This window comes from Acinetobacter sp. YH16056_T (assembly GCF_024605895.1).
GTDB lineage: Bacteria > Pseudomonadota > Gammaproteobacteria > Pseudomonadales > Moraxellaceae > Acinetobacter > Acinetobacter amyesii.
The window spans coordinates 2,901,084-2,924,851 of the sequence record NZ_CP094545.1; the positions used below are offsets into that span (position 1 = coordinate 2,901,084).

General features: G+C 42.2%; 18 protein-coding genes, 4 tRNA genes and 1 pseudogene. 8 read left to right on the top strand and 15 right to left on the bottom strand.

The genetic code is table 11. The annotated features are described in order from the left end of the window. Positions 1–260: 260 nt before the first annotated feature. The 6 genes from hcaD to hcaE form a co-directional block, all read right to left on the bottom strand. On the bottom strand, positions 261–1,496 hold the full coding sequence (gene hcaD / locus MST17_RS14120) for a 3-phenylpropionate/cinnamic acid dioxygenase ferredoxin--NAD(+) reductase subunit (protein WP_168377925.1): 1,236 nt from the start codon (positions 1,494–1,496) through the stop codon (positions 261–263). An 11-nt stretch (positions 1,497–1,507) separates the two neighbouring features. Next, on the bottom strand, positions 1,508–2,470 hold the full coding sequence (locus MST17_RS14125; protein ID WP_180026626.1) for a 3-carboxyethylcatechol 2,3-dioxygenase: 963 nt from the start codon (positions 2,468–2,470) through the stop codon (positions 1,508–1,510). Between the two features lie 65 nt (positions 2,471–2,535). Next, complete coding sequence (gene hcaB / locus MST17_RS14130) at positions 2,536–3,354, bottom strand: 3-phenylpropionate-dihydrodiol/cinnamic acid-dihydrodiol dehydrogenase (protein ID WP_078192772.1); 819 nt, start codon at positions 3,352–3,354, stop codon at positions 2,536–2,538. A 2-nt stretch (positions 3,355–3,356) separates the two neighbouring features. Beyond that, on the bottom strand, positions 3,357–3,683 hold the full coding sequence (gene hcaC / locus MST17_RS14135; protein WP_067763933.1) for a 3-phenylpropionate/cinnamic acid dioxygenase ferredoxin subunit: 327 nt from the start codon (positions 3,681–3,683) through the stop codon (positions 3,357–3,359). Continuing rightward, positions 3,683–4,201, bottom strand: coding sequence for a 3-phenylpropionate/cinnamic acid dioxygenase subunit beta (gene hcaF / locus MST17_RS14140; RefSeq protein ID WP_067763936.1), 519 nt, complete (start codon positions 4,199–4,201; stop codon positions 3,683–3,685). The genes hcaC and hcaF overlap by 1 nt, the downstream gene beginning before the upstream one ends. Beyond that, positions 4,198–5,565, bottom strand: a complete 1,368-nt coding sequence (gene hcaE, locus MST17_RS14145; RefSeq protein ID WP_078192774.1) for a 3-phenylpropionate/cinnamic acid dioxygenase subunit alpha — start codon at positions 5,563–5,565, stop codon at positions 4,198–4,200. The genes hcaF and hcaE overlap by 4 nt, the downstream gene beginning before the upstream one ends. A 278-nt stretch (positions 5,566–5,843) precedes the next feature. On the opposite strand from hcaE, the gene hcaR reads away from it, so the two are divergent. Beyond that, positions 5,844–6,749, top strand: coding sequence for a DNA-binding transcriptional regulator HcaR (gene hcaR, locus MST17_RS14150; RefSeq protein WP_180002937.1), 906 nt, complete (start codon positions 5,844–5,846; stop codon positions 6,747–6,749). A 406-nt stretch (positions 6,750–7,155) separates the two neighbouring features. Here hcaR and MST17_RS14155 read toward each other — a convergent pair whose 3' ends face one another. The 8 genes and pseudogenes from MST17_RS14155 to MST17_RS17240 form a co-directional block, all read right to left on the bottom strand. Beyond that, positions 7,156–8,013, bottom strand: a complete 858-nt coding sequence (locus MST17_RS14155) for an alpha/beta fold hydrolase (protein WP_168377928.1) — start codon at positions 8,011–8,013, stop codon at positions 7,156–7,158. A 294-nt stretch (positions 8,014–8,307) separates the two neighbouring features. Beyond that, a complete protein-coding gene (locus MST17_RS14160; protein WP_180026627.1) occupies positions 8,308–9,576 on the bottom strand; it encodes an OprD family outer membrane porin in 1,269 nt (422 codons plus the stop codon). Between the two features lie 547 nt (positions 9,577–10,123). Further along, on the bottom strand, positions 10,124–11,143 hold the full coding sequence (gene dmpG / locus MST17_RS14165; protein ID WP_111884105.1) for a 4-hydroxy-2-oxovalerate aldolase: 1,020 nt from the start codon (positions 11,141–11,143) through the stop codon (positions 10,124–10,126). An 11-nt stretch (positions 11,144–11,154) separates the two neighbouring features. Then, on the bottom strand, positions 11,155–12,051 hold the full coding sequence (locus MST17_RS14170) for an acetaldehyde dehydrogenase (acetylating) (RefSeq protein WP_078192779.1): 897 nt from the start codon (positions 12,049–12,051) through the stop codon (positions 11,155–11,157). Positions 12,052–12,087: 36 nt separating this feature from the next. Continuing rightward, a complete protein-coding gene (gene mhpD / locus MST17_RS14175) occupies positions 12,088–12,885 on the bottom strand; it encodes a 2-keto-4-pentenoate hydratase (RefSeq protein WP_078189749.1) in 798 nt (265 codons plus the stop codon). Between the two features lie 692 nt (positions 12,886–13,577). Beyond that, the gene (locus tag MST17_RS14180) at positions 13,578–14,246 is read right to left on the bottom strand and encodes an HAD-IA family hydrolase (RefSeq protein ID WP_180026628.1); all 669 of its coding nucleotides are present in this window, start codon (positions 14,244–14,246) and stop codon (positions 13,578–13,580) included. A gap of 151 nt (positions 14,247–14,397) precedes the next feature. Beyond that, positions 14,398–15,369, bottom strand: coding sequence for an RluA family pseudouridine synthase (locus tag MST17_RS14185; RefSeq protein ID WP_078189751.1), 972 nt, complete (start codon positions 15,367–15,369; stop codon positions 14,398–14,400). Between the two features lie 55 nt (positions 15,370–15,424). Next, positions 15,425–15,733: pseudogene (locus MST17_RS17240) on the bottom strand (hypothetical protein). 394 nt (positions 15,734–16,127) lie between these two features. Between MST17_RS17240 and MST17_RS14190 the strand changes: the two are divergent. From MST17_RS14190 to MST17_RS14215, 6 genes are all read left to right on the top strand, one after another. Next, positions 16,128–19,556, top strand: coding sequence for an Rne/Rng family ribonuclease (locus MST17_RS14190; protein ID WP_180026629.1), 3,429 nt, complete (start codon positions 16,128–16,130; stop codon positions 19,554–19,556). 185 nt (positions 19,557–19,741) lie between these two features. After that, a complete protein-coding gene (locus tag MST17_RS14195) occupies positions 19,742–21,583 on the top strand; it encodes a long-chain-acyl-CoA synthetase (protein ID WP_180026630.1) in 1,842 nt (613 codons plus the stop codon). A 140-nt stretch (positions 21,584–21,723) separates the two neighbouring features. Next, positions 21,724–21,799, top strand: a tRNA-Lys gene (locus MST17_RS14200). Between the two features lie 21 nt (positions 21,800–21,820). Continuing rightward, positions 21,821–21,896 (top strand) — tRNA-Lys (locus MST17_RS14205). Between the two features lie 49 nt (positions 21,897–21,945). Next, positions 21,946–22,021: transfer RNA gene (locus MST17_RS14210), tRNA-Lys, on the top strand. A gap of 262 nt (positions 22,022–22,283) precedes the next feature. After that, a tRNA-Lys gene (locus MST17_RS14215) sits at positions 22,284–22,359 on the top strand. Positions 22,360–22,496: 137 nt separating this feature from the next. Here the strand turns inward: MST17_RS14215 and MST17_RS14220 are convergent. Further along, positions 22,497–23,150, bottom strand: coding sequence for a hypothetical protein (locus MST17_RS14220; protein ID WP_180007128.1), 654 nt, complete (start codon positions 23,148–23,150; stop codon positions 22,497–22,499). A gap of 302 nt (positions 23,151–23,452) precedes the next feature. Between MST17_RS14220 and MST17_RS14225 the strand changes: the two genes are divergently transcribed. Then, positions 23,453–23,710, top strand: a complete 258-nt coding sequence (locus tag MST17_RS14225; protein WP_180002930.1) for a PspC domain-containing protein — start codon at positions 23,453–23,455, stop codon at positions 23,708–23,710. Positions 23,711–23,768 lie beyond the last annotated feature (58 nt).

Sequence of the window (23,768 nt, forward strand, 5' to 3'; positions counted from 1 at the left end):
CTTCAAACGATCAATAATCTCCCCTAACCACTCTTAAAAAAAAGAGGAGGGAAACATCTAAACGAAATCCATTCTTCACAAAGACTACTCCCTCCTTTGAAAAAGGAGGGCTGGGGAGGATTAAAACCGTTGAATAGATCTACATAAGCTAAAACTATATACATGGACTACAAAATAGCTTTATAAGTGCGATGCTAAAACTAAAGACATAAAAAAACAGACCTACGTTACCGCAAGTCTGCTCATCTTAGACATTCAGCTTACTTTACAAGTTTACGTAAATCTTGGCTTAAATCTAAATATTTATCTGCTTCAAACGCTGCATTCTTGCTGATCAGCTTTTTCAGGTGACGCATTTCTTTTGCCGCATTTACCGTAATACCGCCGACAATAACGCCATCAGTCACACCAAACATCACGAATGATGATTCAGCGCGAAGCTCTGGATTGATTTCACCACGAACTTGCCATTCAGCAGCCGCCATGTCACCTACGAACTGATAATTGATGTCCAACTGATCTGTCCAGAACCATGCCGGGTTAGGTGTCGGATGCTCAACGCCCATCACATGACGTGCAAAGATCCCTGCTTGCAGGTTGGCATTTTCCCAAGTTTCGACACGACGGTGGTTACCGCAATTACGAAGTTGAGTTGCCACATCACCTGCTGCATAGATGTCTGCATTTGAAGTCTGGCAGTTTTCATTTACTTTAATCGCGAAATCAACATCCAGGCCAGCTTCTACAGCCAATTGTGCATTTGGCACGATACCAATACCATAAACTACAGCATCAGCGCGAAGTTCTTCACCACCCTCAAGGGTAATCACCACTTCTTCACCATCCAGTTTGCAATCTGCAATTTTGGTTTCCAGACGAACGTCGATCCCTGCCAAACGTTGTTGTTCAAGCAGGAATTCGCTCAGGATACGAGGTGAACAGCGGCCCATCACCATAGGACCCATTTCGATCACAGTTACCTGACACTCTTTGAAACGTGCTGAAGAAGCAAGCTCAAGACCAATCACACCACCGCCGATCAATACAATACGGCGACCCGCTTGTAATACAGGCACCAATGCTTGTGAATCTTCTAGGTTACGTAGCGTATAAACATGTTTACCCAGCGCATCGAAATTCGGTAAACGGCGTGCTGCACCACCGGTTGCTAGAAGCAACTTGTCAAATGCAACAATTTCGCCATTTTTCAGTTCAACTGTTTTTGCATCGCTATGGATTTTCACAACGCCATTGCCACGAATATGTTCAACACCGAGTTCTGCCAATTTTTCTTCTGACAGAATTTCGATTTTGGTCTCTTCAGGTTTTAGAATTACGTCTTTAGACAAAGGCGGACGTTCATAAGGAAGATGTGTTTCATCACCCACCAAAATGATTTTGCCTTCATACTTGTTCGCACGGAGTTCTAAAATGGCGCTAGCACCAGCTTGACCAGCTCCAACAATAACGATGGTTTCGATACCATTTTGGCTCATGGGTTTGTTCCTTATTTCAATTCTGCAGATACGATGCCGAAGCCCGCAATCCACTCACTAATGTCTTCGTAGCAATGTGTTGTCATGTCGTATTCGCCCACTTCATGTAGTGCAGCAAAAGCAGCCATCCAAGAACGAACTTCTTGACCGCCACGACCGCCTTCAACACGAATTTCAGCTTCAGTCATCGCTTCAATGGCAGCAAAGTCAGCTTTGGCGAAAGTATCAAGCAATGCACGATCCCATTCTGGGTTTAAAGGCACTGCGACAGAAGTATCACCCGCTGCGAGTTTTTGACCGACAGCAATGATTTTGCCTTGACGTATATTACGTGCCTCTTCAGTTGGATTACGACCTGCAATCAGGAACTCTTCCACTTCTGGTGGAACTGAACCCATTTGCGGCGTTGGTGGATCATGTGAAAGACCACCTGTACCCAAGATCAATACACGTTCATTTTCGAGGTTCAATGATTGAATAAACTGACCGACTGCACGACCCAAAGCGACTGTACGCTTAGTTGTCGGCATCGGTGCAGCCGCACCATTGATAAAAATTGGAATCGTTGGATAACGATCAAGCTTGCCACCACATAGGAAATGTAATGGTTGAGTCACGCCATGATCTGCTTGCATACGGTATGAGTACGCAACATCAACACCTTCATCCAACACACGACGTACTAAATTCACTGCAGTTTCTTCAGGTACGTTGATGTGATCATTGTCTTTACCATAATCCCAGTCACCTGCTGCTTTGGCACGAATACCCACGCAGAAGCTTGGCATCAGGTCATAGAAGAAACCATTGAAATGGTCTGGACCAAAAGTAATGATCAATGTTGGATTATAGTCTTCAATTTCTTTCGCAAGTTGGGCAAAAGTTTCACGAACTTTTTCCTCTTTATATTTCTCTTGCGGAGAAGCAAATTCCATTAGGGGACTGTGCGATGCACAAATGAGTTTAACGGCCATGGGTGACTCCTAAACGGAAGGCAGCCAAAACGGCTGCCGAGTAAGTCCTTTACGTTTTTGGCGAATTAAATCTCGTCAAAGAAGCCAGCACGTGGTTGTCGTAAACCACGGATACCCAGACCACATTCAGCATTAATTAAAACACCAGTTAATGGGCGGTTGTTTTGACGAGAAGCCAATAACACGTATGAACCAGTCATATCTTCAGGTTCGGGTAAGAAATTGAGCGGCATGCCGCGTGCAATCTTCTCAGGATCGCGTGCATCGAGTAGACCGAGGTTTTCTTGGCCTAAAGAAGCAGCACCTTTGATGTTTACATTCATACCCGACGGAGCAACAGCGTTCACTCGTACTTTAGGCGCAAGCTCGTAGGCTAATTCTTTCATGATCCCAACGCCAGCATGCTTAGACGCTGTGTATACAGGGCCTCCGCCTGCCGAATACAGTGCTGAGTTAGACAAAGTAAATATGATAGAACCTTCCGAAGCTATCAATGCATCAAGTGCAGCTTTGGCACCTAAGATGAGAGATTTGGTGTTAATACCCATAATCTCATCAAAAGCTTTCTCCAGCTGTTCACCCGATGTATTGACGATATCTGCGTAATGATCCCAGATACCTGCGTTTCCGACGAAACAGTCAAGTTTGCCATAATGTTCTACAGTTGCTTGAACTGCACGAACATTATCCTCATAGCTGGCTACATCTCCTGCGATCGCAAGCACGCGGTCACCAAAATGTTCTTTCAATGCATCAACTTTCGATTGAGAACGTTGAAGAACAGCAACTTGTGCACCTTCTTCTAAGAAACGTTCAACCAATGCCCAGCCTAAGCCTGAACCACCACCGGTAATAAGTGCAACTTCGCCTTGTAGCCAACCCATGATTACTCTCCTGCCATCTCTACGTATAAAGCACCATCTTCAACAATCACAGGGAATGTTTTGATAGGATCTGTTGCTGGTAAGCATAATGCTTGACCAGTTTTCAAACAGAATCGAGCCGAATGAAGTGGACATTCAACAGTGCCATCATCTTCAAGGTAACCTTCAGACATTGAAGCATTACCATGTGAACAACGGTCGTTCATCGCGAAAAATTCGCCATTGTTGTTGAATACTGCAAGCGCATCGATACCGTTAACGCCGCAATCTACTTTCAATGCTTCGCCTTCGTCTAATTCGTCAACTTGGCAAACAAAAATCTTATTCATTAGAAGAACACGCTCAGGTTATGTGAGTTGTAAGTCACCTGATCAAGGGTAATCTTACGGTTGAAGATTTCGAAACCTTGCTCAGTGTCGACTTTGCGGATCTTGTCGTGACGCTTACCACAGTAGATTGTTACATCTTTCTCTTTCTGGGTACGGTACAACAAGTACGTTACGTAAACGTCGTATTCGCCTTCAACTTCAGTCGCTTCAACAATCACATTTGAAACCATGTGTGTTGTACGTGAAGGAGGTTCTTCGGCCCATGCCATACCTGTCTCAAGACGGGCAACACGGCGTTCCAACAAATCTTTAGTATCGTTAAATACCCAAGTTGTAGGTGGCTCGATCGAACGGCGACGGTCACGAGTTTGAGCGTTCGGTGTAGTACGCAAGGTATAAGAAATATCTTCAGCTAATACAGCTAACCAATCGCGGAACTTCCAATCGTCAAGCAATTTTGCTTCACGATAAAGAAACTGACTAATTTGGTGATGAAGTTCTAAACTGATTTGACTCATTTCATAAGCTCCTTCTCATATTCGTCAGCCGCAGCTTCAACGTCTTCCCATTTTTCATGAATCAATAAATCTGCCCAACGGCGGTACATACCACGTGCTGCAGTCTCAGAGAAAATATAGTTAGTGATACCCGGGATACCATCTTCACGTACTTTCTCGTTGCCTTTACCCATTTCCATAATGAGTTTGTTTTGACGTGCTTTATAACCACGTAAAACTTTTTGAATTTCAATCCAGTTCTCAGAGTCATCTTGCTCAAGGAAACCAGCAGGACCGAAGGCACGTGTTGCAGAACGTTCAAATGCTGCTTGTACATCTTCTGGCGCGTCCGCATCACAGATACAGAATGCCCATACTTCAGTCTTGTTTGGACCACGTGGGTGCCATACACGAAGCGTTGCAGTACCGTTCAACCAAGATAGTGTTGGGAACATGGTGTTGTGACCAGCAAGACGCAGTGCACGAGTTTCACCTAGGCGTTCTTTCACTTCTTCATACGTTTCACGGAAGTAGTTTGCTACTTCACCATCCACCCATACGTTTGCGTCTGGTTTCTCAGTGAAGAAGAAGCCTGAACCGTGACCACGTGAACCGTATTGGATCGCGTCTTTGGCAGTTTCCCAAACTGGACGGGCAGTTTGTGCAGCACCTAATTTCTTAGAAGATTCATCATCTGGTTTAGCACCAAGCACCTGAATCGCAGATGCATGAGAGAACAACGCGTGGTATTGGTCAGAAGCGAACTGTTCAGCTGCAAATTTCCAGTTACAGTCGATTTCCCATTTGTGTACACCACCAACGATCACAGTACCACCTTCACGACGGTCTACAACGCCGTCCAGGTACCAAGCGATATCACCCATGTATTCTTCTAGATCTGGAGTTGTTTCATCCCAGCAGCCGAATACTAAGCCTTTGTATGATTTAACGCGGTTAACTTCTACCAGACCCCATTGCTCTTTACATGCACCATGTGGGTAAGCACGATCTTCAAGCGGGATATCTTTTAGAGAACCATCAATGCCATAAGACCAGCCGTGGTATGGGCAAGTAAATGCACGTGTATTACCACAGTCCGCGAAGCTCACACGCATAGAGCGGTGACGACATTGGTTTAAGAATGCTTTGATTGAGCCATCTTTTTGACGTGCCACGATGATTGGATCTTCACCCATATAGGTATTGAAGAAATCGCCGGCTTTAGGAATTTGGCTCTCATGGCATAGGAATAACCATGTACGACCGAACACACGTTCTAATTCAAGTTCGTAGATGTCTGGATCTGTATAGATAGATGGCGTGATACGTCCATTTTGTGCATCGACTAAAGCATCGATTTCGCGCACATCAATTTTTCCACTCATGAAAAGCTCTCCTGTGACCATAAGGCACAAAGTAATAGACTCAACTTTTCAACGATGATGGATTTTAGAGCGATATTCGGGAAATATTTATTTTGTTTTAATTAAGAGATTTTATGGATTATTACGGTAGATTTTTTTTATAGCATTTTTTTTAAATTGCCGAGAACACCATTTATTTCGTGAATGGTAAAATAATCTTCACGCAATAGTTGTTTATAGATTATACTGAACGGACTTCTAAGTAAGACATTTTTTGGATTACTCCACGGGTTGATTATATGGAATTACGACACTTACGCTACTTTATTACTGTCGCTGAAGAACTCAATTTCAGTAAAGCTGCGTTAAAACTTTATACTGCTCAACCTTCTTTAAGCCAACAAATTAAAGATCTTGAAGAAGATGTCGGCGTAAAACTGTTGCACCGTACTAAACGTAAAGTTGAGCTCACAGAAGAAGGTGCCGTATTTCTAGAACAAGCACGTTTAACCTTGGCACAAGCAGACAAAGCTGTGGCTATGGCACGTCAGGTTTCACAAGCCAAACAGCAGATGCTGCGCATTGGTTTTGTCCCTGTTGCAGAGATGAAAATCTTCCCTTATGTGCTGCCAAATTTACGTGTTCAGAACCCAGAACTCAAAATTGAATTACTCAGTTTAAATAACCGTGATCAGATGAAATTACTGCAAAAAGGTGAACTGGACATCACTTTTACCCGCAATAACTTCCACAGCGACGAAATTGAAAGTCAGTTTGTACTGCGTGAACCGCTGATCTTTATTTTACCCAAAGATCACCCTTTAGCGAAGTACGAGCGCATTCCAGTTAAAGCATTGAATGGGATTGATTTTATCATTCCTGCACGTGAACAATCTGGCACGTTGCATGAAGCCATTTTGGACTTTGCTTCGACCCATGATATTCAATTTAATATCGTGCAAAAAGCCGACAATATCCTGTTTAACATTAACTCCATCGGCATGGGCTTAGGCTGCACGATCCTACCGGGATACATCGCGCCATTGACCATGAACAATACGGTGATTCGTCCTTTAGATGTCGAATTACCGTATCTAGACTTGTATGTAAGTTACCGAAAAACGGCGAGTTCTGTGGCTGTAGATAAATTCCTTGAACTGCTAACCAAAGTTTTTTATCTCGATATTAATCGCGAACAGCGTTAATTTTCGCCAAGTCATAATTTATAGATATAGCACCATTATTTTTAAAATGAATAATGGTGCTTTTTTTATGGCTAAAAAGTCGCTTTTTTAATCGTTTAAATGTTTTAATCGACGCATTTTATCTATCATGCATATCGACTTGATGGAAAATAACTTATAAATTTTAGTTTAGACATTGATAAAAATTGCTAAAAATTGCCGATTTACAACTTAAGTCTAATAAATAATTCCCCTTCCCCAACCATTCAGATAAGCTTATTTTATGCCTTTTTACTGATTTAGACCGTACACTGTCGACCCATTAATGAGAATAATACTCATTTAAAGTATTTCTTTCAAAAGATTTATATAAAAAAAAGGATGGCAAAACCATCCTTTTTTTGAATTTCATGTCAGTGACAAGAAATTACACACCACGCGCTTTTAAATAATCTTTAATCACGGTGTTGAATTCTTCTGCTTTTTCAACTTGTGACCAGTGACCACATTGGCTAAAGATATGCGCATCCGCATTTGGAACTGTGTTCAAAATATCCCACGTACGAGATACTGGAATCACCACGTCTTGTACACCGTGAATCAACAATACTGGCACAGTAATGTCTTTCATTTTTTCAAAGTCGAGTGGGAATTCGAAACGGTCACGGTCGCGTGCGCCAACAACATCCATCAAACGATTTGATGCATAGTCATTTGCAGCAGAAGCGAAACGTACTTTTACCAATTCGTCTGTGATCAAGTCTTTGTTTACAACAAACATAGACAAGGTTTTCTTGATGCCTTCTTCGGTTAATACAGGGTTTGCATGTGCTTTAAGTGCTGCAGTTTGTTTAGCACCGCCTGTACCCATAGACACGATACCCAATACACGTTCTGGATAGTCCAAAGCCATTTGGAATGCTAACCAGCCACCGAGTGAGTTACCCACTAACCAAGTTTTTTCAATACCTAGGGCATCTAACGTACGTACAGCGTGATCAACCCAAGCACGGATACCATAAGCAGTATTCGGTGCAACAACAGTTTGACCATAGCCAATCGTATCGATAGCGATACAACGTGCTTGTTCACCAATTTGTGGAAGGTTTAACCACCAGTTAGCAGCAGCAGATACACCTGTACCTGAACCGTGTAAAAATAGAATTGGTGTGCCTTCACCCACTTCGTGGTAATGCGTTAATTCGCCTTCAGCAGTTTCAATCCATTTATCTTCTAAACCAAAGAATGAATCAGTTGTATAGTCAGGAATCTGAACAGTGCTCATACATGCTCCTCGTATTGCGTAGAGCTTATGTTTCAATCCATAACGGATTTAAACACAAGGGGGACTCTTTTGGATTTTGTGGTTTTTACAGTCTCATATTACCTGTTCAGCCACTGCTAACTGATACATATTTACGATCATAAACAACAAATAGACTATAATTTAAGTTATTGTTTTTTAAATATATAACTCAAAAATATATCCATAAAATCTTTGAGGTATTTCTTTTTTAAATAACCCAGCAAATAAAAAGGGAAGCAATGAATCCACTTCCCTCTTTTTTATCCTGAGAAATTAGAACTTATAGGTATAAGTTGTCGCGACACGGTACTCTTGCAAGTCAGATTTGTAATCGAAATCGGCATCGATATACATTGCCTGGAAGCCTAAGCCCTTCAACTTACCTTCAGGCACGGTGTAGTTCACAATTAAGTTCAATTCATCTGACTTCTGATCTTTAAGACCAGCAATTTCTGCATCTGAACCTGTGAAATACACAGCAGTTGTATTTAAGCCTTTCACACCCATTTCTGAGAAATCATAGCCATAAGTAAAGCCCCATGATTTTTCATTTTTTGCAGTAAATGTTGCTACACCCCAGTTGACTAAGTACGGCTGTGGCACCCATCCGCCTAGTGTTGGGAAGGCATTATCGCCAAACATTTGTTGATAGCCCAATCCAAAGGTATGCGAACCGTAATTCACTTTCGCACCAACCGATAGCGCTTGGTTATCAATTTCGCCATATAGTTTGTCACCCGAATCCGAGTTATCGAAGTAACGGATATGGCTATCCAGTTTGGCTTTGTCACCTAACTTGGTTTTATAGTTCGCGCCGACATATTGCTGTGTGTAGATGTCTTGAACATCGGCATACCAGTAGCTACCACCAATTTCAGGTGTGAATTGATGGTCAATACCCGCAATATACATACCATCAGAAGTTGGCCCAAGATCATAATGACCTATGGTGCCATCTGGTAATCTTTTACCTGGAGCGAACATTGATAAATCACGGAATTGGTTGTCATAACGGTTATTGATCCCGTCAATGTATGCCAAAGTTAACTTAGTATCTTTAATCTCTTTCGATTCTAACCATGCACCGCTATAAGTCGTCATTAACTGACGTGATGGATCGAAAACCAACACTGGAGACACTGGTAATAACTCACCCACTTTCAACTCAGTTTCAGATACTTTGGCTTTAAAGGTCACGCCCACTTTACCAAAGTTATCTTTTGATTCTTTACCATCGTGCGGCAAGATCCAGTCTGGGTTTTTATCACGTGCATTAAGTTTAAATGCATGTTGAACCAAAAGGTCAGCACCCACTTGAATACCTGCACCAATATCTTGATACCCTGACTTGGCATCCAAAGTCACACCCTGTGACCATGAACCCCAGTTACCCGCCGGATTTTCTTTAATTTGACGGTCTAAGTAGAAGTTTTTAAATTTCAATTGTACTTGGCTGTCGTCAACAAAGTCCGCATAAGTTGCAGATGTTCCTAATGTTGCTGTCGCAGCAAGAATTGCTATCCATAAATTTTGACGACGCATGGCTTATTCCCAGTGATCAAATTAAGCTATGACATCATCATGCTCAACAATACCTTGGAAAAAAATCCGACTACAGTATTAAGGTTTATCAGGCTTTTGTACGACTTGAACTTTGGAAGCTATTTCTGGTTATTTTCCTTAGAGATTAAAACAATAACTCTTTTTTATCATTTAGAACAACTGATTAAATTAACCTCATGTTTTATTAACATAAAATTTAAAGTTTTTTATTTTTTGCAATTACATGCGCTGTATTAATTGCTTTTAAGTTTAAACAAAGTTTTTTACTGAGATTTATCCTTATTTGAGTTATAAAATTTAGCTATGACATGATATTTAATTTATATAATCATCAATAACTTAAAGTTAAATTTTACTACTATGGCTGCTCGAAATCAGCCATTGGTTCGTAAGACATTTCTTATTTCAATCCACTTTTCATGCCTCAAATCAATCTCAACGTAATCTCAAGCCCATCTCAAACCAACACAGCCACTTCAGACATAAAAAAAGCGCCCATTTCGGGCGCTTTTTGATTTAAAGCAAATTAAGCATTGGCTTCTTTTGCTTTAGACATGGTCAATGCCAAATCTTCGATCATATCTTCTTGACCACCAACAGTACCACGACGACCAAGCTCAAGAAGAATTTCACGCGCAGAAACGCCATATTTCGCTTCAGCACGTTTCGCGAATAACAAGAATGATGAGTAAACACCGGCATAACCTAAAGTTGCTGCATCACGGTCAGCACGGATCTGATGTGTCATCATTGGAATGATTAAATCTTCCGCAACATCTTGAACTTTAAACAAGTCCACACCTGTCTCCATTTGCATACGGTTGGCAACCGCAACAAACAATTCAAGTGGAGTATTACCTGCACCTGCACCTAAACCTGCAGAAGCTAAATCGACACGCGTTGCACCAGCTTGAACCGCTGAAACAGAGTTCGCAACACCCATACCTAAGTTATGGTGACCGTGGAAACCGATTTCGATCTCTGAAGCCAGGTTGGCACGTAAAATACCCACGCGGTCAGTCACGTCTTGAGGCAACATATAACCAGCAGAGTCAGTCACATAAATACAGTTTGCACCGTATGACACCATTTTGCTGGCTTCTTCCAAAAGTTTTTCAGGAGTTGCCATGTGCGCCATCATCAAGAAGCCCACAGTGTCCATGCCAAGTTTACGTGCAGCAGTAATGTGCTGTTCAGAAACGTCAGCTTCAGTTGAGTGCGTTGCAACACGAATGGTTGCTACACCAACATCATGTGCCATTTTCAAATGGTCAACCGTACCAATACCAGGAAGTAAAAGTGCAGATACTTTCGCCTGTTTCAGGTTTGGAATCACCGCTTTTAGGTATTCTTCATCGGTTGCTGCTGCAAAACCATAGTTCACAGAGTTACCGCCTAAGCCGTCACCATGCGTAACTTCGATTAAAGGTACACCTGCATCATCCAAAGCAGTTGCAATGGCAACCATTTGTTCAGGTGTAGTTTGATGGCGCATAGGATGCATACCATCACGTAAAGTCATATCATTAATAATAATCTTAGACATTTTGGTATTCCTTAAGCTTCAGCAGTGTTTAATACGCGTTCTGCAAACATTTCTGCAGTACGTGCAGCTGCCGCAGTCATAATATCGAGGTTACCTGCATATTTAGGAAGATAATCACCTAAACCTTCAACTTCTAAGAAGATTGAAACACGGTTACCGTCAAATACAGGACCATTTACAAGTTTGTAACCTGGTACATATTTTTGAACTTCAAGAATCATCGCATGTACAGATTCAGTGATTGCTGCTTGATCTGGTTCACCTTCAACAAGACAGTGAACAGTATCACGCATCATCAGTGGTGGCTCAGCAGGGTTAATGATGATGATCGCTTTACCTTGTTTCGCACCGCCCACTTTTTCAATAGCGCCAGCAGTCGTACGAGTAAATTCATCAATGTTTTTACGTGTACCTGGACCCACAGATTTTGTTGAAACTGTTGCAATGATTTCGCCGTATTCAACAGGCTGAACTCGTGAAATCGCAGCAACCATAGGAATCGTTGCCTGACCACCACATGTCACCATGTTGACGTTCGGAACTTCACCTGCGTCCAATAACGCTTCTAAGTTTACTGGTGGTACGCAGAATGGACCGATTGCAGCAGGTGTTAAGTCAATCATTAACACGCCAAGTTCATTTAATTTGCGGCTGTTTTCAGCATGAACATAGGCAGAAGTTGCATCAAATGCGATTTTAATGTCGTCTTCAATTACGTGTGCAAGTAAACCATCTACGCCTTCAGCAGTGGTTTTTAAACCCATTTTAGCAGCGCGAGCCAAACCTTCAGACGTCGGGTCAATACCAACCATCCATACTGGTTCTAAAAATTCGCTGCGTTGAAGTTTGTAAAGCAAGTCAGTACCAATGTTCCCTGGACCGATCAATGCACATTTAATCTTTTTCATGAATGTGTACTCTTAAAAATTCAGTAAAACCCAAGCTTATTTCGCTGCAAATGCTGCAGTCACAGAACCAAAGCCTTCAATTTCAACTTTGAATTCATCACCAGGATTTGCCACAACCATTGGGCCTAAGGCACCGGTCAATACGATGTCACCTGCAAGCAATGGACGACCACGACGAACCATTTCGTCAGCCAACCACACTGCTGCATTTAATGGGTTAGAAAGACACGCTTTACCCACACCTTGTGAAACCACTTCTTCACCACGAGTCATGACCATTTTGCAATTTACAAGGTCAAGATCTGCAAGTTTTACAGGCTTAGAACCCAGTACAAAACCTGCTGAAGATGCGTTATCTGCCACAGTATCAATCAACGAGATTTTCCAGTTTTCGATACGACTATCGACCACTTCAATTGCAGGCAGTGCATATTCAGTTGCACTAATAATGTCTGCATAGGTGTGTTTTTCTTTGGTCAAATCTTGGTTAATCACCAAAGCAATTTCTGCTTCAACTTTTGGCTGAATCAATAAACCAGCAGGGATTTCTTCACCATCGCCATACGCCATGTCAGCAAACAACATACCGAAGTCAGGTTGATCAACGCCTAACTGCGCTTGTACAACTTTTGAAGTTAAGCCAATTTTACGACCTACAAGGCGACGACCTTCTGCCACCGCACGTTTGGTATTCACTTCTTGAACGGCATAAGCAATATCTACATCAGCACTTTCACCACCAAGTTGTGGACGGATTGGTGCAATCGCAGCCTGATTTACTTCCGCATCGCGTAATGCTTGCGCAACTGATTCAACAACAGCAGAATTCGACATCAATGTTTCCTTAAACTGCAAAAATTGGATGCACAACGTGTTTCATCCCGATCACCATCAAAATCAAAGTGATGAAAGTCATGTCAGGATTCGCCTAAAGCATTTCACTTGACATACTACACGTTATGTTTAGATGCATTTAGCATCGAGATTTTAGAAAGTGAATACCAATACTTATTTTATTTATGACTATAGCTATTAGCTATAAATTAATCATTATTTATTATTAATATTCAAAAACTTAAGTCAAAATAATTAAATAAAATTCACTATTTTTTTCGCCCTTAAATCTGAATCTCTACTAAAAAACTTGGCTTATACGACTAAAAGATAAGATTAAAAGATTATTTTAGCGTCAGCCTAATACCCGAATAACAATGTTCAATTATGATAAATTAAGTACGCCACTTTCTTCAAATAAAAATAATTCAATAAATAACAACAAGATAAATCATAAAATTCAAACAAAACCCTATCCTGGCTTGTGCTAAAAAAGCAAATAGTCGCGCCAAACTACACAGATAAATCAGCTTGAGGACCGCTTGTTATTGTTAAAAAATCTAGTGTTATCAGTTTTTTAAAATAATTCAGTTCAATACTTCTCAAAAGAGATGAATGATGTATTACCCCCTATGATTGGCAATAAAAAAGGTGAAAACCAGTTTCACCTTTTTACTCGTTTGTATCCGCAACTAGACAGCGAGACGCAATTTAACGTGTTCCAGTAGAAATTCCGCCAAATCATCGACTGTATGTGCAATATGTAGGGGGTGAAAATGTTGCAGGGTTTCAACCGTATGCACCCCATAGCTCACACCTACACGCGGCATCTGAATATTCAGTGCCATTTCCAAGTCATACGATGTATCACCGACCATAATGGCTTGATCGGCACGCAGCCCCGTTTCCGCCAAAATTTCTGCCAACATCAACGGATCTGGCTTAGATTTGGTTTCACTGGCTGCACGTGTCGCACGAAACAGCGCATGACTTTGCGTTTGAGCCAAGACTCGATCTAAACCTTTACGGCTTTTCCCCGTTGCAACAGCCAATTGTAAACCTGCATCACGTAGTTCCTGCAACATGTCAGCGACACCATCAAACCACATATCACCTTTGGAATGGGCAACATAGTGATCGGCATAGCTTTGCAAAATTTCGCTGTGCAATTCGGGAACCGTCGGAAATAAACGCTGTGCGACTTCTGGTAGACCTAAACCAATAATACTTTTCGCATCAGCATCGGTCAGCGGCTGTGAATATTGATCCGCTGCGAATTTTAAACTCGCCACAATTTGACCCACAGAATCAAATAAAGTGCCATCCCAATCGAAAATGACTAGTTTTACAGCTGAGTTCATACGTTTTCCTAGATTTGATTCAGTGTTTGGTAATTCAGATTCTGGAGTGCATCAATTTATTTACCTCACCCCGGCCCTCTCCTTAAAGGAGAGGGAGAAAGAAAACTTACGAAGCAGTCCTGCTCAGGGAGAGAAGTCTCGTATTTAAAACTTACTCGTCATCTTCTGAAGACTTCACCACTTTGTCGGCTTTTTGCGCGCGTAGCTGCGCCACAAGGCTTTGCATATCTTCTGGCAATGGCGCTTCAATGGTTTGGTAACCCGGAATTTCTAAACGCATAGCATGCAGACATAAACGACGTGGCTTTGGACCACGGTATTCAGTTTCATGACCGTATTTTTCATCGCCCACCAATGGATGACCAATACTTAAACCATGTACACGGATCTGATGGGTACGGCCCGAAAGTGGAGACGCATACACCAATGTGGCATGCATAAAACGCTCTTTCACGTTCCACAGCGTCTTCGACTCTTTACCTTCTTTAGGTGATACACGAACACGACGCTCGCCATTTGCCAGTTCGTAACGATGCAAAGGCTGATCAATGAGCTGCTTATCCAAACTCACCACGCCTTTCACCACAGCAGCATAAGTTTTTTGGATTTTGTGCTCACGTAACATGTCTTGCAGGCTTTTTAACACACTACGTTTTTTCGAAATCATCACCAACCCAGAAGTGTCGCGGTCAATTCGGTGAATCAGCTCAAGGTATTTCTTCCCTGTTGCGGCACGTAAGCCTTCGATCAAGCCATACGCCACACCACTACCGCCGTGAACAGCAATACCAGAAGGTTTGTTTACCACCATTAAGCCTTCATCTTCGTACACCACACGGCTCAGTAAACTTTGTGCCACTTTGTCCGATACGGGAACCGCAGACTCATCTTTTTGCTCATAACGAATTGGAGCAACTCGAACTTGGTCACCAATATTGAGTTTGGTTTCCGCTTTGACGCGTTTTTTATTGACGCGGACTTGGCTTTCACGAATCAGACGATAAATGCGACTTTTAGGCACACCTTTCAGACGACTAAACAGGAAATTATCAATACGTTGACCCGCCTGATGCTCGTCCACTTCAAACCAGGTGACGCTTTGCCATTCTTGCGTAGAATTCATACAGTTACTGTGACCTAAAAAAATACTAAAATTGATTAAAAATTGATCATTTAAGCTATACTTTTCGCAAGAAACATAAGCTTAGCCCATAGGCAGATGATGCAAGGTTTGATATAGTCAGCGCACGGAAACCACCGTAACTGAGTAAAAGTTGATTCATTTCAGTATTTACTGTCATTGAACTTTCAAGCAATTACTCATTTAGCTCGGAAAGGTCCCAAAAGAATTATGCCGACGCCGAAGGCTTATTATATCGGCAAAACTGCAAACTGTTGCGTTTAATTGTGCCGTAGGTACATAAAACAGTTTGCCCCAAAAAAATATGTGCCAACCAAGGTTGGTTTTTAAACGTAAACTGATACACATCAGACCAGTCGCTCCCTGGAAATCGTGTTCAGGCCACAACGTTTGATGCATTGGATCTGCACAGTTTGTAAAGGTACGATGATAATTCCGTATCAAGACGCTCTATCAGATATGAATGGATGCTCTTCGAGCAATGTGACAGTGAAAGTTACTCACATCCAATGCACCGTTTGTCCGCCAGTGAAACGCGTTCAGGTGACTTTAATCGTTTAAAAGATTGAAGCCGTATTGCCATCATCAATACGTGAATCAAAAATCGTTGCCCACCCAAAGAAGGTCGGTACACATGCACAGATGATGTTTTTCGATCTGTGCAACTTGATCCATGCTATCTGATGCTCGCTACGAGTCAGGCGATGTTCTTCTGTGTATCACTATTAGGTGTTACACCCATGAAACGTATGTTGATTAATGCAACACATGCCGAAGAAATTCGCGTTGCACTTGTCACTGGTCAGCGTCTTTACGATTTTGACTTAGAGAATCGTACCCGTGAACAAAAAAAATCGAATATCTATAAAGGTCATGTGACTCGCGTAGAGCCGTCTTTAGAAGCTGTATTTGTTGAATACGGTGCAGGTCGTCAAGGCTTCTTGTCGATGCGCGAAATTGCTAACTCTTATTACAAAGCCGATCCTCGCCAAACTTCAAACATCCGCGAATTGATCACTGAAGGCACTGAGCTTTTAGTTCAAGTGGAAAAAGAAGAACGTGGTAATAAAGGTGCTGCCCTTTCCACATTTATCTCACTTGCTGGTCGTTATTTGGTCTTAATGCCAAACAACCCGAAAGGTGGCGGTATTAGCCGTCAAATTTCAGGTTCAGTTCGTGAAGAATTGAAAGAAATGTTGGCGTCTTTAAATGTCCCTCGTGGCATGAGCGTGATTGTACGTACTGCAGGTATTGGTCGTTCTCAAGAAGAACTCCAACTTGACCTGCAACACTTGCTTGACCTTTGGGCACAAATCCAAAGCACATCAAGTTCAGGTCCATCACCAATGTTGGTTCACCAAGAAGCCGGTGTGGTTACACGTGCAATTCGTGACTATTTACGTGATGATGTTGCTGAAATTCTGATTGACTCTGAGCAAGCGTATAACGAAGCGTATAACTTTGTTAAAGCAGTGATGCCACGTCAAATCGACAAATTAAAAACCTATACTTTAAATGAACCGTTATTCGCTCATTTTGGTATCGAAAGTCAAATCCAAACTGCCTATGAACGTGAAGTAAAACTTCCTTCTGGTGGTTCAATTGTGATTGACCAAACTGAAGCATTGGTTTCAATTGATATTAACTCTGCAAAATCAACACGTGGTAGCGACGTAGAAGATACAGCGCTCAATACCAACCTTGAAGCTGCTGAAGAAATCGCTCGCCAATTACGTTTACGTGATATCGGTGGTTTGGTTGTGATCGACTTCATCGACATGACCAAAGACCGTAACCAACGTATGGTTGAAGCTAAACTTCGTGAAGCAACACAAAGTGACCGTGCACGTATCCAATTCGGTCAACTGTCACGCTTTGGTTTGATGGAAATGAGCCGTCAACGCTTACGTCCATCGCTTGAAGAAGCCACTGGTTATGTGTGCCCACGCTGTCATGGCACAGGTATGGTACGTGACCTACGTTCTTTATCACTTTCAATTATGCGTAAAGTGGAAGAAATTGCGCTACGCGAACGTCATGGTGAAGTTCAAGTTGAAGTGCCTGTTGAAATTGCTGCATTCTTATTGAATGAAAAGCGTCACAGCCTTGTATATCTTGAACAAACTTCAAATGTTCGTGTGACTGTACTTCCACACCCTCACCTAGAAACACCACATTACGAAATTTCGTATAACCCTGAAGGTTTTGCACCTACAAGCTATGAACGCACTGAAGCGACACGTTCTAGCGAAAAAGAATTGGGTTACGAAGCATCTGAATGGCATTTAGGTGAAGAACAGGCCGCTGCTGCTCAGCAACAAGCACCTGTACAACAACAAGAAAAAGGCCACAAAAAGAATAAGCAACAACCCGTTGCTGCTCAACAAGCACCTGCACAAGTTGCCGCTTCTGCAGCATCATCTAGTCCATGTGCATGGTTAGAAAACTTATTTGTTCAAAAACAAGCTGCAACCGTTGACCAGTCGCGTACTGCAAACAATGCCGCTGCTGCAATTGAACAAATGGTAAATAGCGGTGCTGCAAGCCGTGGCCAGTTTGGTCAAATTACCCCTGCATCGGCAGTGCCTGTTGTTGTCGTAGACAATAATGCTTACCTTGCGCCTTCTTCTGTTGTGCACAAACAAGAACGTGACAGCCATTCAGAAAAAGCTGACCGTGAAGAAAAACGTCACAACAAAAAGCGTACTAAGCATAAAGAACCACGTGAACAAGAAGCTCAATCGCATCAAGTTCATGAAGAAGTGTTACAACCTTCACGTCAAGACCGTCAAGAACAGCGTAATAACGAAGCACGTCAAAACGAACGCCAAGAGCAACGCTCTGAACGTCAAGAACCGCGCCAAGACAACCGTCAAGACCAACGTGAAAACCGCCGTAACTCACGCCGTCAACACAACAACGAACAAGTACAGCAAGATGTTCAAAATAATGAGCAACCGCAGTCTGTTCCACGTCGTGACCGCAACAACCAACAACGTCCAAATCGCCCAAATCGCCACCGCGATCAAAGCGTATTGAACGAGCAAGCGATTGCTCAGGAAGTTGCAACTGAGCAACAACCTGAAAACCGCAATCAACGTCAACCTAAAGTTGAAGTTGTTAATGCACCACGTCAAGACGTGATGCCAACAGCACTTGTAGTAAATGTTGATCAAGCTCAAAGCGAAATCGTAGCGCTAAATACTGCCCCAGCAGTTGAAAAACCTGTAGAAACCCCAGTAGTCCCAAAAGCCGCTGTCGTTGAAGCAGAAAAAGTGGAAAAACCTGCGACTGAAACAAAAGAAGCAGCGCATAAACCACAGCATGCGCAGCAAAAACCGTCTCGTGCAAGCAATGACCCTCGTCAGCGCCGCCGTGAACAGCGTGAAGCTCGTGCTCAACAAGCACAGGCTCCGAAAATTTCGCCATCTCAAGTGCCGACACTAGGTCAATACACTATAAGCAGCTTGATTAAGCATGTATACGGCGAAGACTGCTCAGTACTGATTGAGCAATTTGGCTTAATTCCAACATTCAACCGTGCATTGCAAAAATTCACGGAAGAATATGCCGCAACTTTGACTGCACCTGCAGCTGAAACAGCTGTAGAGAAAAAGCCTGTCACTCGTGATGTTCAAGTTGCAAAAGCTGCACCTGAAGCTGAACCAGCGCCAATGTTGGATTTGACACCACCAAAGCCTGTGTCAGATAAGCGTGTTGCTAATGACCCACGTGAGCGTCGTCGCCTTGCTAAACTTGCCGCTGAACAAGCGAAACAAGACCAAGCAAAAGCACATGCTGAGGTGGAAGCTACGCCTGTCGCAGACACTGCTATTGAGGCGCCTGTAGTTGCAGAAGCTAAAGCTGCTACAGTTGAAGCCAATGTATCCGACGTTGCAATTCAAACTGAAGCACCTGAACCCGTTCAAGCTGAAGTACCGACACCCGTTCAAGCTGAACTGGATGTGAGTGCGCAGCCTGAAAAGACGGAAGAAGTGTCTAAAGCTCCTGCTAAACCAGTAGAAGAAAAAGCTCAAGCCGTTGAAGCGGAAAAGAAAGTTGAGGTTCCTGTAGACGAGAACTCGGCCACTGAAGGTGAAAAACCTGCACGCCCTCGTCGTCCTCGCGGTCGTCCACCGAAAAAAGTAAACACCGCAACTGAGCAGTAATTTGCTATTTTGCAGGTGAATAAAAAAATCCAGTCATTTCGGTGACTGGTTTTTTTTTGATACTTTTGTCAAATTAGGTTGATTGCACTAGATCGAAACGATTAAAAGACAATTGTAGAATTTGCTGCAAATTTCATTGCAAAGAAATAGACCGTATCGGATTACGAAAAATAAATAGGATTCACATGAGCCAAACTACACAACACGACCTTATTGGGATTGCTGATGTTGCAGCAAAAATTCCCGCGTTCATTAGCAAAGTACCCAACCTGTTGAGTGGTCTAAAGCAAGCCTATTTACGTACCCCAAATACTTCCGCAGGCTTAGGGATTGCATTTGAAAAAGCCGTAAAGCGTAATCCCAAAGGCTATGCGCTATATTTTGAAGAGCAAAAATACACCTATAACGAACTCAATGAATGGGCCAATCAAATTGGTCACTATTACCTAGCACTCGGCGCAAAAAAAGGTGATGTGATTGCGGTGATGATCGAAAACCGATCTGAACTCGTGGCAACTATCGTGGCTTTAGCCAAAATTGGCGTCACCAGTGCCTTGGTCAACACCTCACAAGTTGGCAAAGTCCTGACACACAGCATCAACTTAGTGAACCCAATTGCGGTAATTGTGGGCGAAGAATGCCGTCAAGCCGTAGAAGATATTCGTAATGATCTCAGTGTGGCTACAGATCGTTTACATTGGTTTGCAGATCAAGCCAATCGTGTTGATGCCGGTCAAGCACCTAAAGGCTTCTTAAACCTTGCAGAAGCGATTGATAAATTTCCAAAATTCAACACACCCACCACTGCAAGTGTAAAAGGCAAAGACGGCCTATTTTATATCTACACTTCTGGGACAACAGGCTTACCTAAAGCGGTGATTTTCACCAACAGCCGTTGGACTTTGGCTTATGGAACATATGGTCACGTCCTTAATCTGAATAAAGATGATGTGATGTACGTAACTTTGCCGCTCTATCACGCTACAGGCACTGTAGTTTGTTGGTGTGGGGTGATTGCAGGTAGCGCCACCCTTGCCCTGCGTCGCAAGTTCTCAACTTCATCGTTTTGGAAAGATGTACAAAAATTTGATGCGTCAGCCATTGGCTATGTGGGCGAGCTTTGCCGTTATTTGATGGATGCTCCACATTCAGACCTTGAAAAAGGCCATCGTGTGAAAAAAATGATTGGTAACGGCATGCGACCAAATATTTGGGATAAGTTTAAAGAACGCTTTGGGGTCGAAGAAGTCCTTGAACTCTATGCTTCAAGTGAAGGCAACGTTGGCTTTAGTAATGTATTTAACTTCGACAATACCGTTGGTTTTTCACCAACGCCTTATGCGATTATTCAGTTTGATAAAGAAAAAAATGAAGCTGTACATGATGCTAAAGGTCGCTGCATTAAAGTGAAAAAAGGCGAAGTCGGCTTACTCATCGGTAAAATTACCCGTCGCTCACCTTTCGATGGCTATACCGACACGGAAAAAAACAAATCCGTCATTATGAAAGATGTGTTCAAGCATGGTGATTCATACTTCAACACTGGCGACTTGGTCCGTGACATTGGCTTCCGACATGCACAATTTGTCGACCGTCTAGGCGATACCTTCCGCTGGAAAGGTGAAAACGTCTCAACCACTGAAGTTGAAAACATGGTGAGTGAGTACGATAAAATTGCTGAAGCTGTGGTTTATGGCGTAGAAATTCCAGACACCAATGGCCGTGCAGGTATGGCTGCCATCACGCTCACCGATGGTGCCGAACTCAACGAACAAGATTGTAGTGAAATGGTTCTACAATTTAAAAAATGCTTACCAGCGTATGCTGTACCGGTATTTTTACGTGTACAGAAAAAAGTCGAAACCACAGGTACGTTTAAATACCAAAAAAATAAGCTGAAAGAACAAGCCTTTGATCCTCAGCAAACGGATGAGCGAATCTTGGTTTTACTGCCGAACGCGAGTGCTTATTGTGACTTGACCCCTGAAATTTATAATAATATTCAGGCCTATCAATACCGTTTCTAAATCAAACTTGCTCATTTTGACGACAATCACCCGTCAAAATGAGCCACATTGTTGTATTTATAATCAAACACAAGCAAGTTTATGATTTTTTACTTGCGCTTGAAGCAGATCTTGCTACAATACGCACCATCAAGCGAAATGGGTCGTTAGCTCAGTTGGTAGAGCAGTAGACTTTTAATCTATTGGTCCCGCGTTCGAGTCGCGGACGACCCACCATTTCCTTCGATACCACAAGATGGGTCGTTAGCTCAGTTGGTAGAGCAGTAGACTTTTAATCTATTGGTCCCGCGTTCGAGTCGCGGACGACCCACCATCTTTCTAAAATGCCAGTTTTAGATTACAATCTTGTGCATACCCCCTAAGGGTCGTTAGCTCAGTTGGTAGAGCAGTAGACTTTTAATCTATTGGTCCCGCGTTCGAGTCGCGGACGACCCACCATTCTTTCTTAGGGCTTCTTTCTTTCGGCAGTTGAAGAAAAAGAAACCTGCAGGTTCCGACCAAGACAAACCATCACCATTATTGGTTTTGATTCGCCATTCTCGAAATTTTGCTATAGCGATGTTGCGAAGTATCATTCTTGTCTTGCTAGATGAAGTATTTGACCTGAAAAATTTTAGATAACAAATATTCCCTAGTACTCAAAATTACGCGCTTCGTTTATCTTGCTAAAATTTTAAAATGTTATTTTAAAATTTTCTCAGGGTTGTTAGCTCAGTTGGTAGAGCAGTAGACTCTTAATCTATTGGTCGTGGGTTCGAACCCCACACAACCCACCAATTCTATTTAGTCTTTACTATGTCGTATTAATAATTCAATTTTTTATAAGCCAATAGCATTCGATCCACCAAGAACTACGAATTTCACGCCGACGCTCAAACTCAATTTATAATTTTATTTATTTTATCCGCAGCATTTAATTTGGGTCTTTCACCAAGGTATAGGCATGTTGAGGCTGAGGATAACCTTTAGAAAATAATTCCTGATTTCGGTCGACTTCACCTTGACGAATTTTGTCCAAATCCATAATGATTTTATTTTCATTAATCACGTGATAATAAAAATTCACGCCTTCTTTTCGATGAACCACCAGCTCGGTATGTGCTTCATTGACACTCCACGTATCCTTACGGTATTTCACATTAATGCCTGGCGTATTGGTTTTTTCAGCAAACACTTTACCAATTTGAATAATACTGCGGTGTACCGTGCCATCTGGTAATAAGTTAAGAATGAACTCCGCATCGCCTTCTGGGCATGGAATAAAACTGTCATCGCATTTTACTTTGGCATGAAAACGTCCAATAAAAATTTTGGCATGCTCAGGAACAGGAGCTGACTTTATTTCATCGTCATTCGGTAATGTCGCCTGCCCTGCCACTTGGGTTAATTTTTTTCCATGATCTTGCTTCGCTTGAACTTCCGATGCGACAGTTGATGCTGAACTTTCACCCTTATCCGCTGCGGGTTGATGCGTTGGACTACAACCAATAAAAGAGAGGCTGAACACTCCTGCAAACACTGAAAGATATGCAAATTTCATCAAAAAAGGTGAAGCCGATGTTTTCATATAATGTGCCAAGACCAATCATTCATTGGTTTTTTCAGTTCTTGCTGACTTAATATTGTAATCAAAAAATCAACGCTGTATACATATATTTGCAATATATGTTAATCATATCTCATTGTTATCGTTGATATTTAATTAGTACTCAAGCTATTTTAAAGGCAAACTAATCAAACCAATTCTTCAAATTACATAACTTTACTTAATTTTTTTTCTGCACCCTTTAAATCGTAAAGCTTGTCACCATTTCTATAATATGAATTTGGAAATATTCAAATTTATTCTATTTTTTTAAGGAGACCTGAATGGCCAATGTTGGTTTATATCGCTCAAACCACTCTAACATGATTGCTGGTGTGATGGGGGGTATTGCTGAACGTTTTGGTTGGAACGCAAATTTACTGCGTATTATTTTTATCTTTGTATCATGCTTAAGCGCAGCCTTTCCCGGTATTTTGGTGTACTTGGTTTTATGGTTAGTCATGCCTAAAGCACAAGATAACTTTTTCCGTACCAATGGCTATTCAGACCCGATTCGTACTGTGAATGATGACAGACGTTAAAATCCCTTGACCCAGTTTGGTCGCTACGGTTTCTCCCCCAAGATTCCGTAGCTTTTTT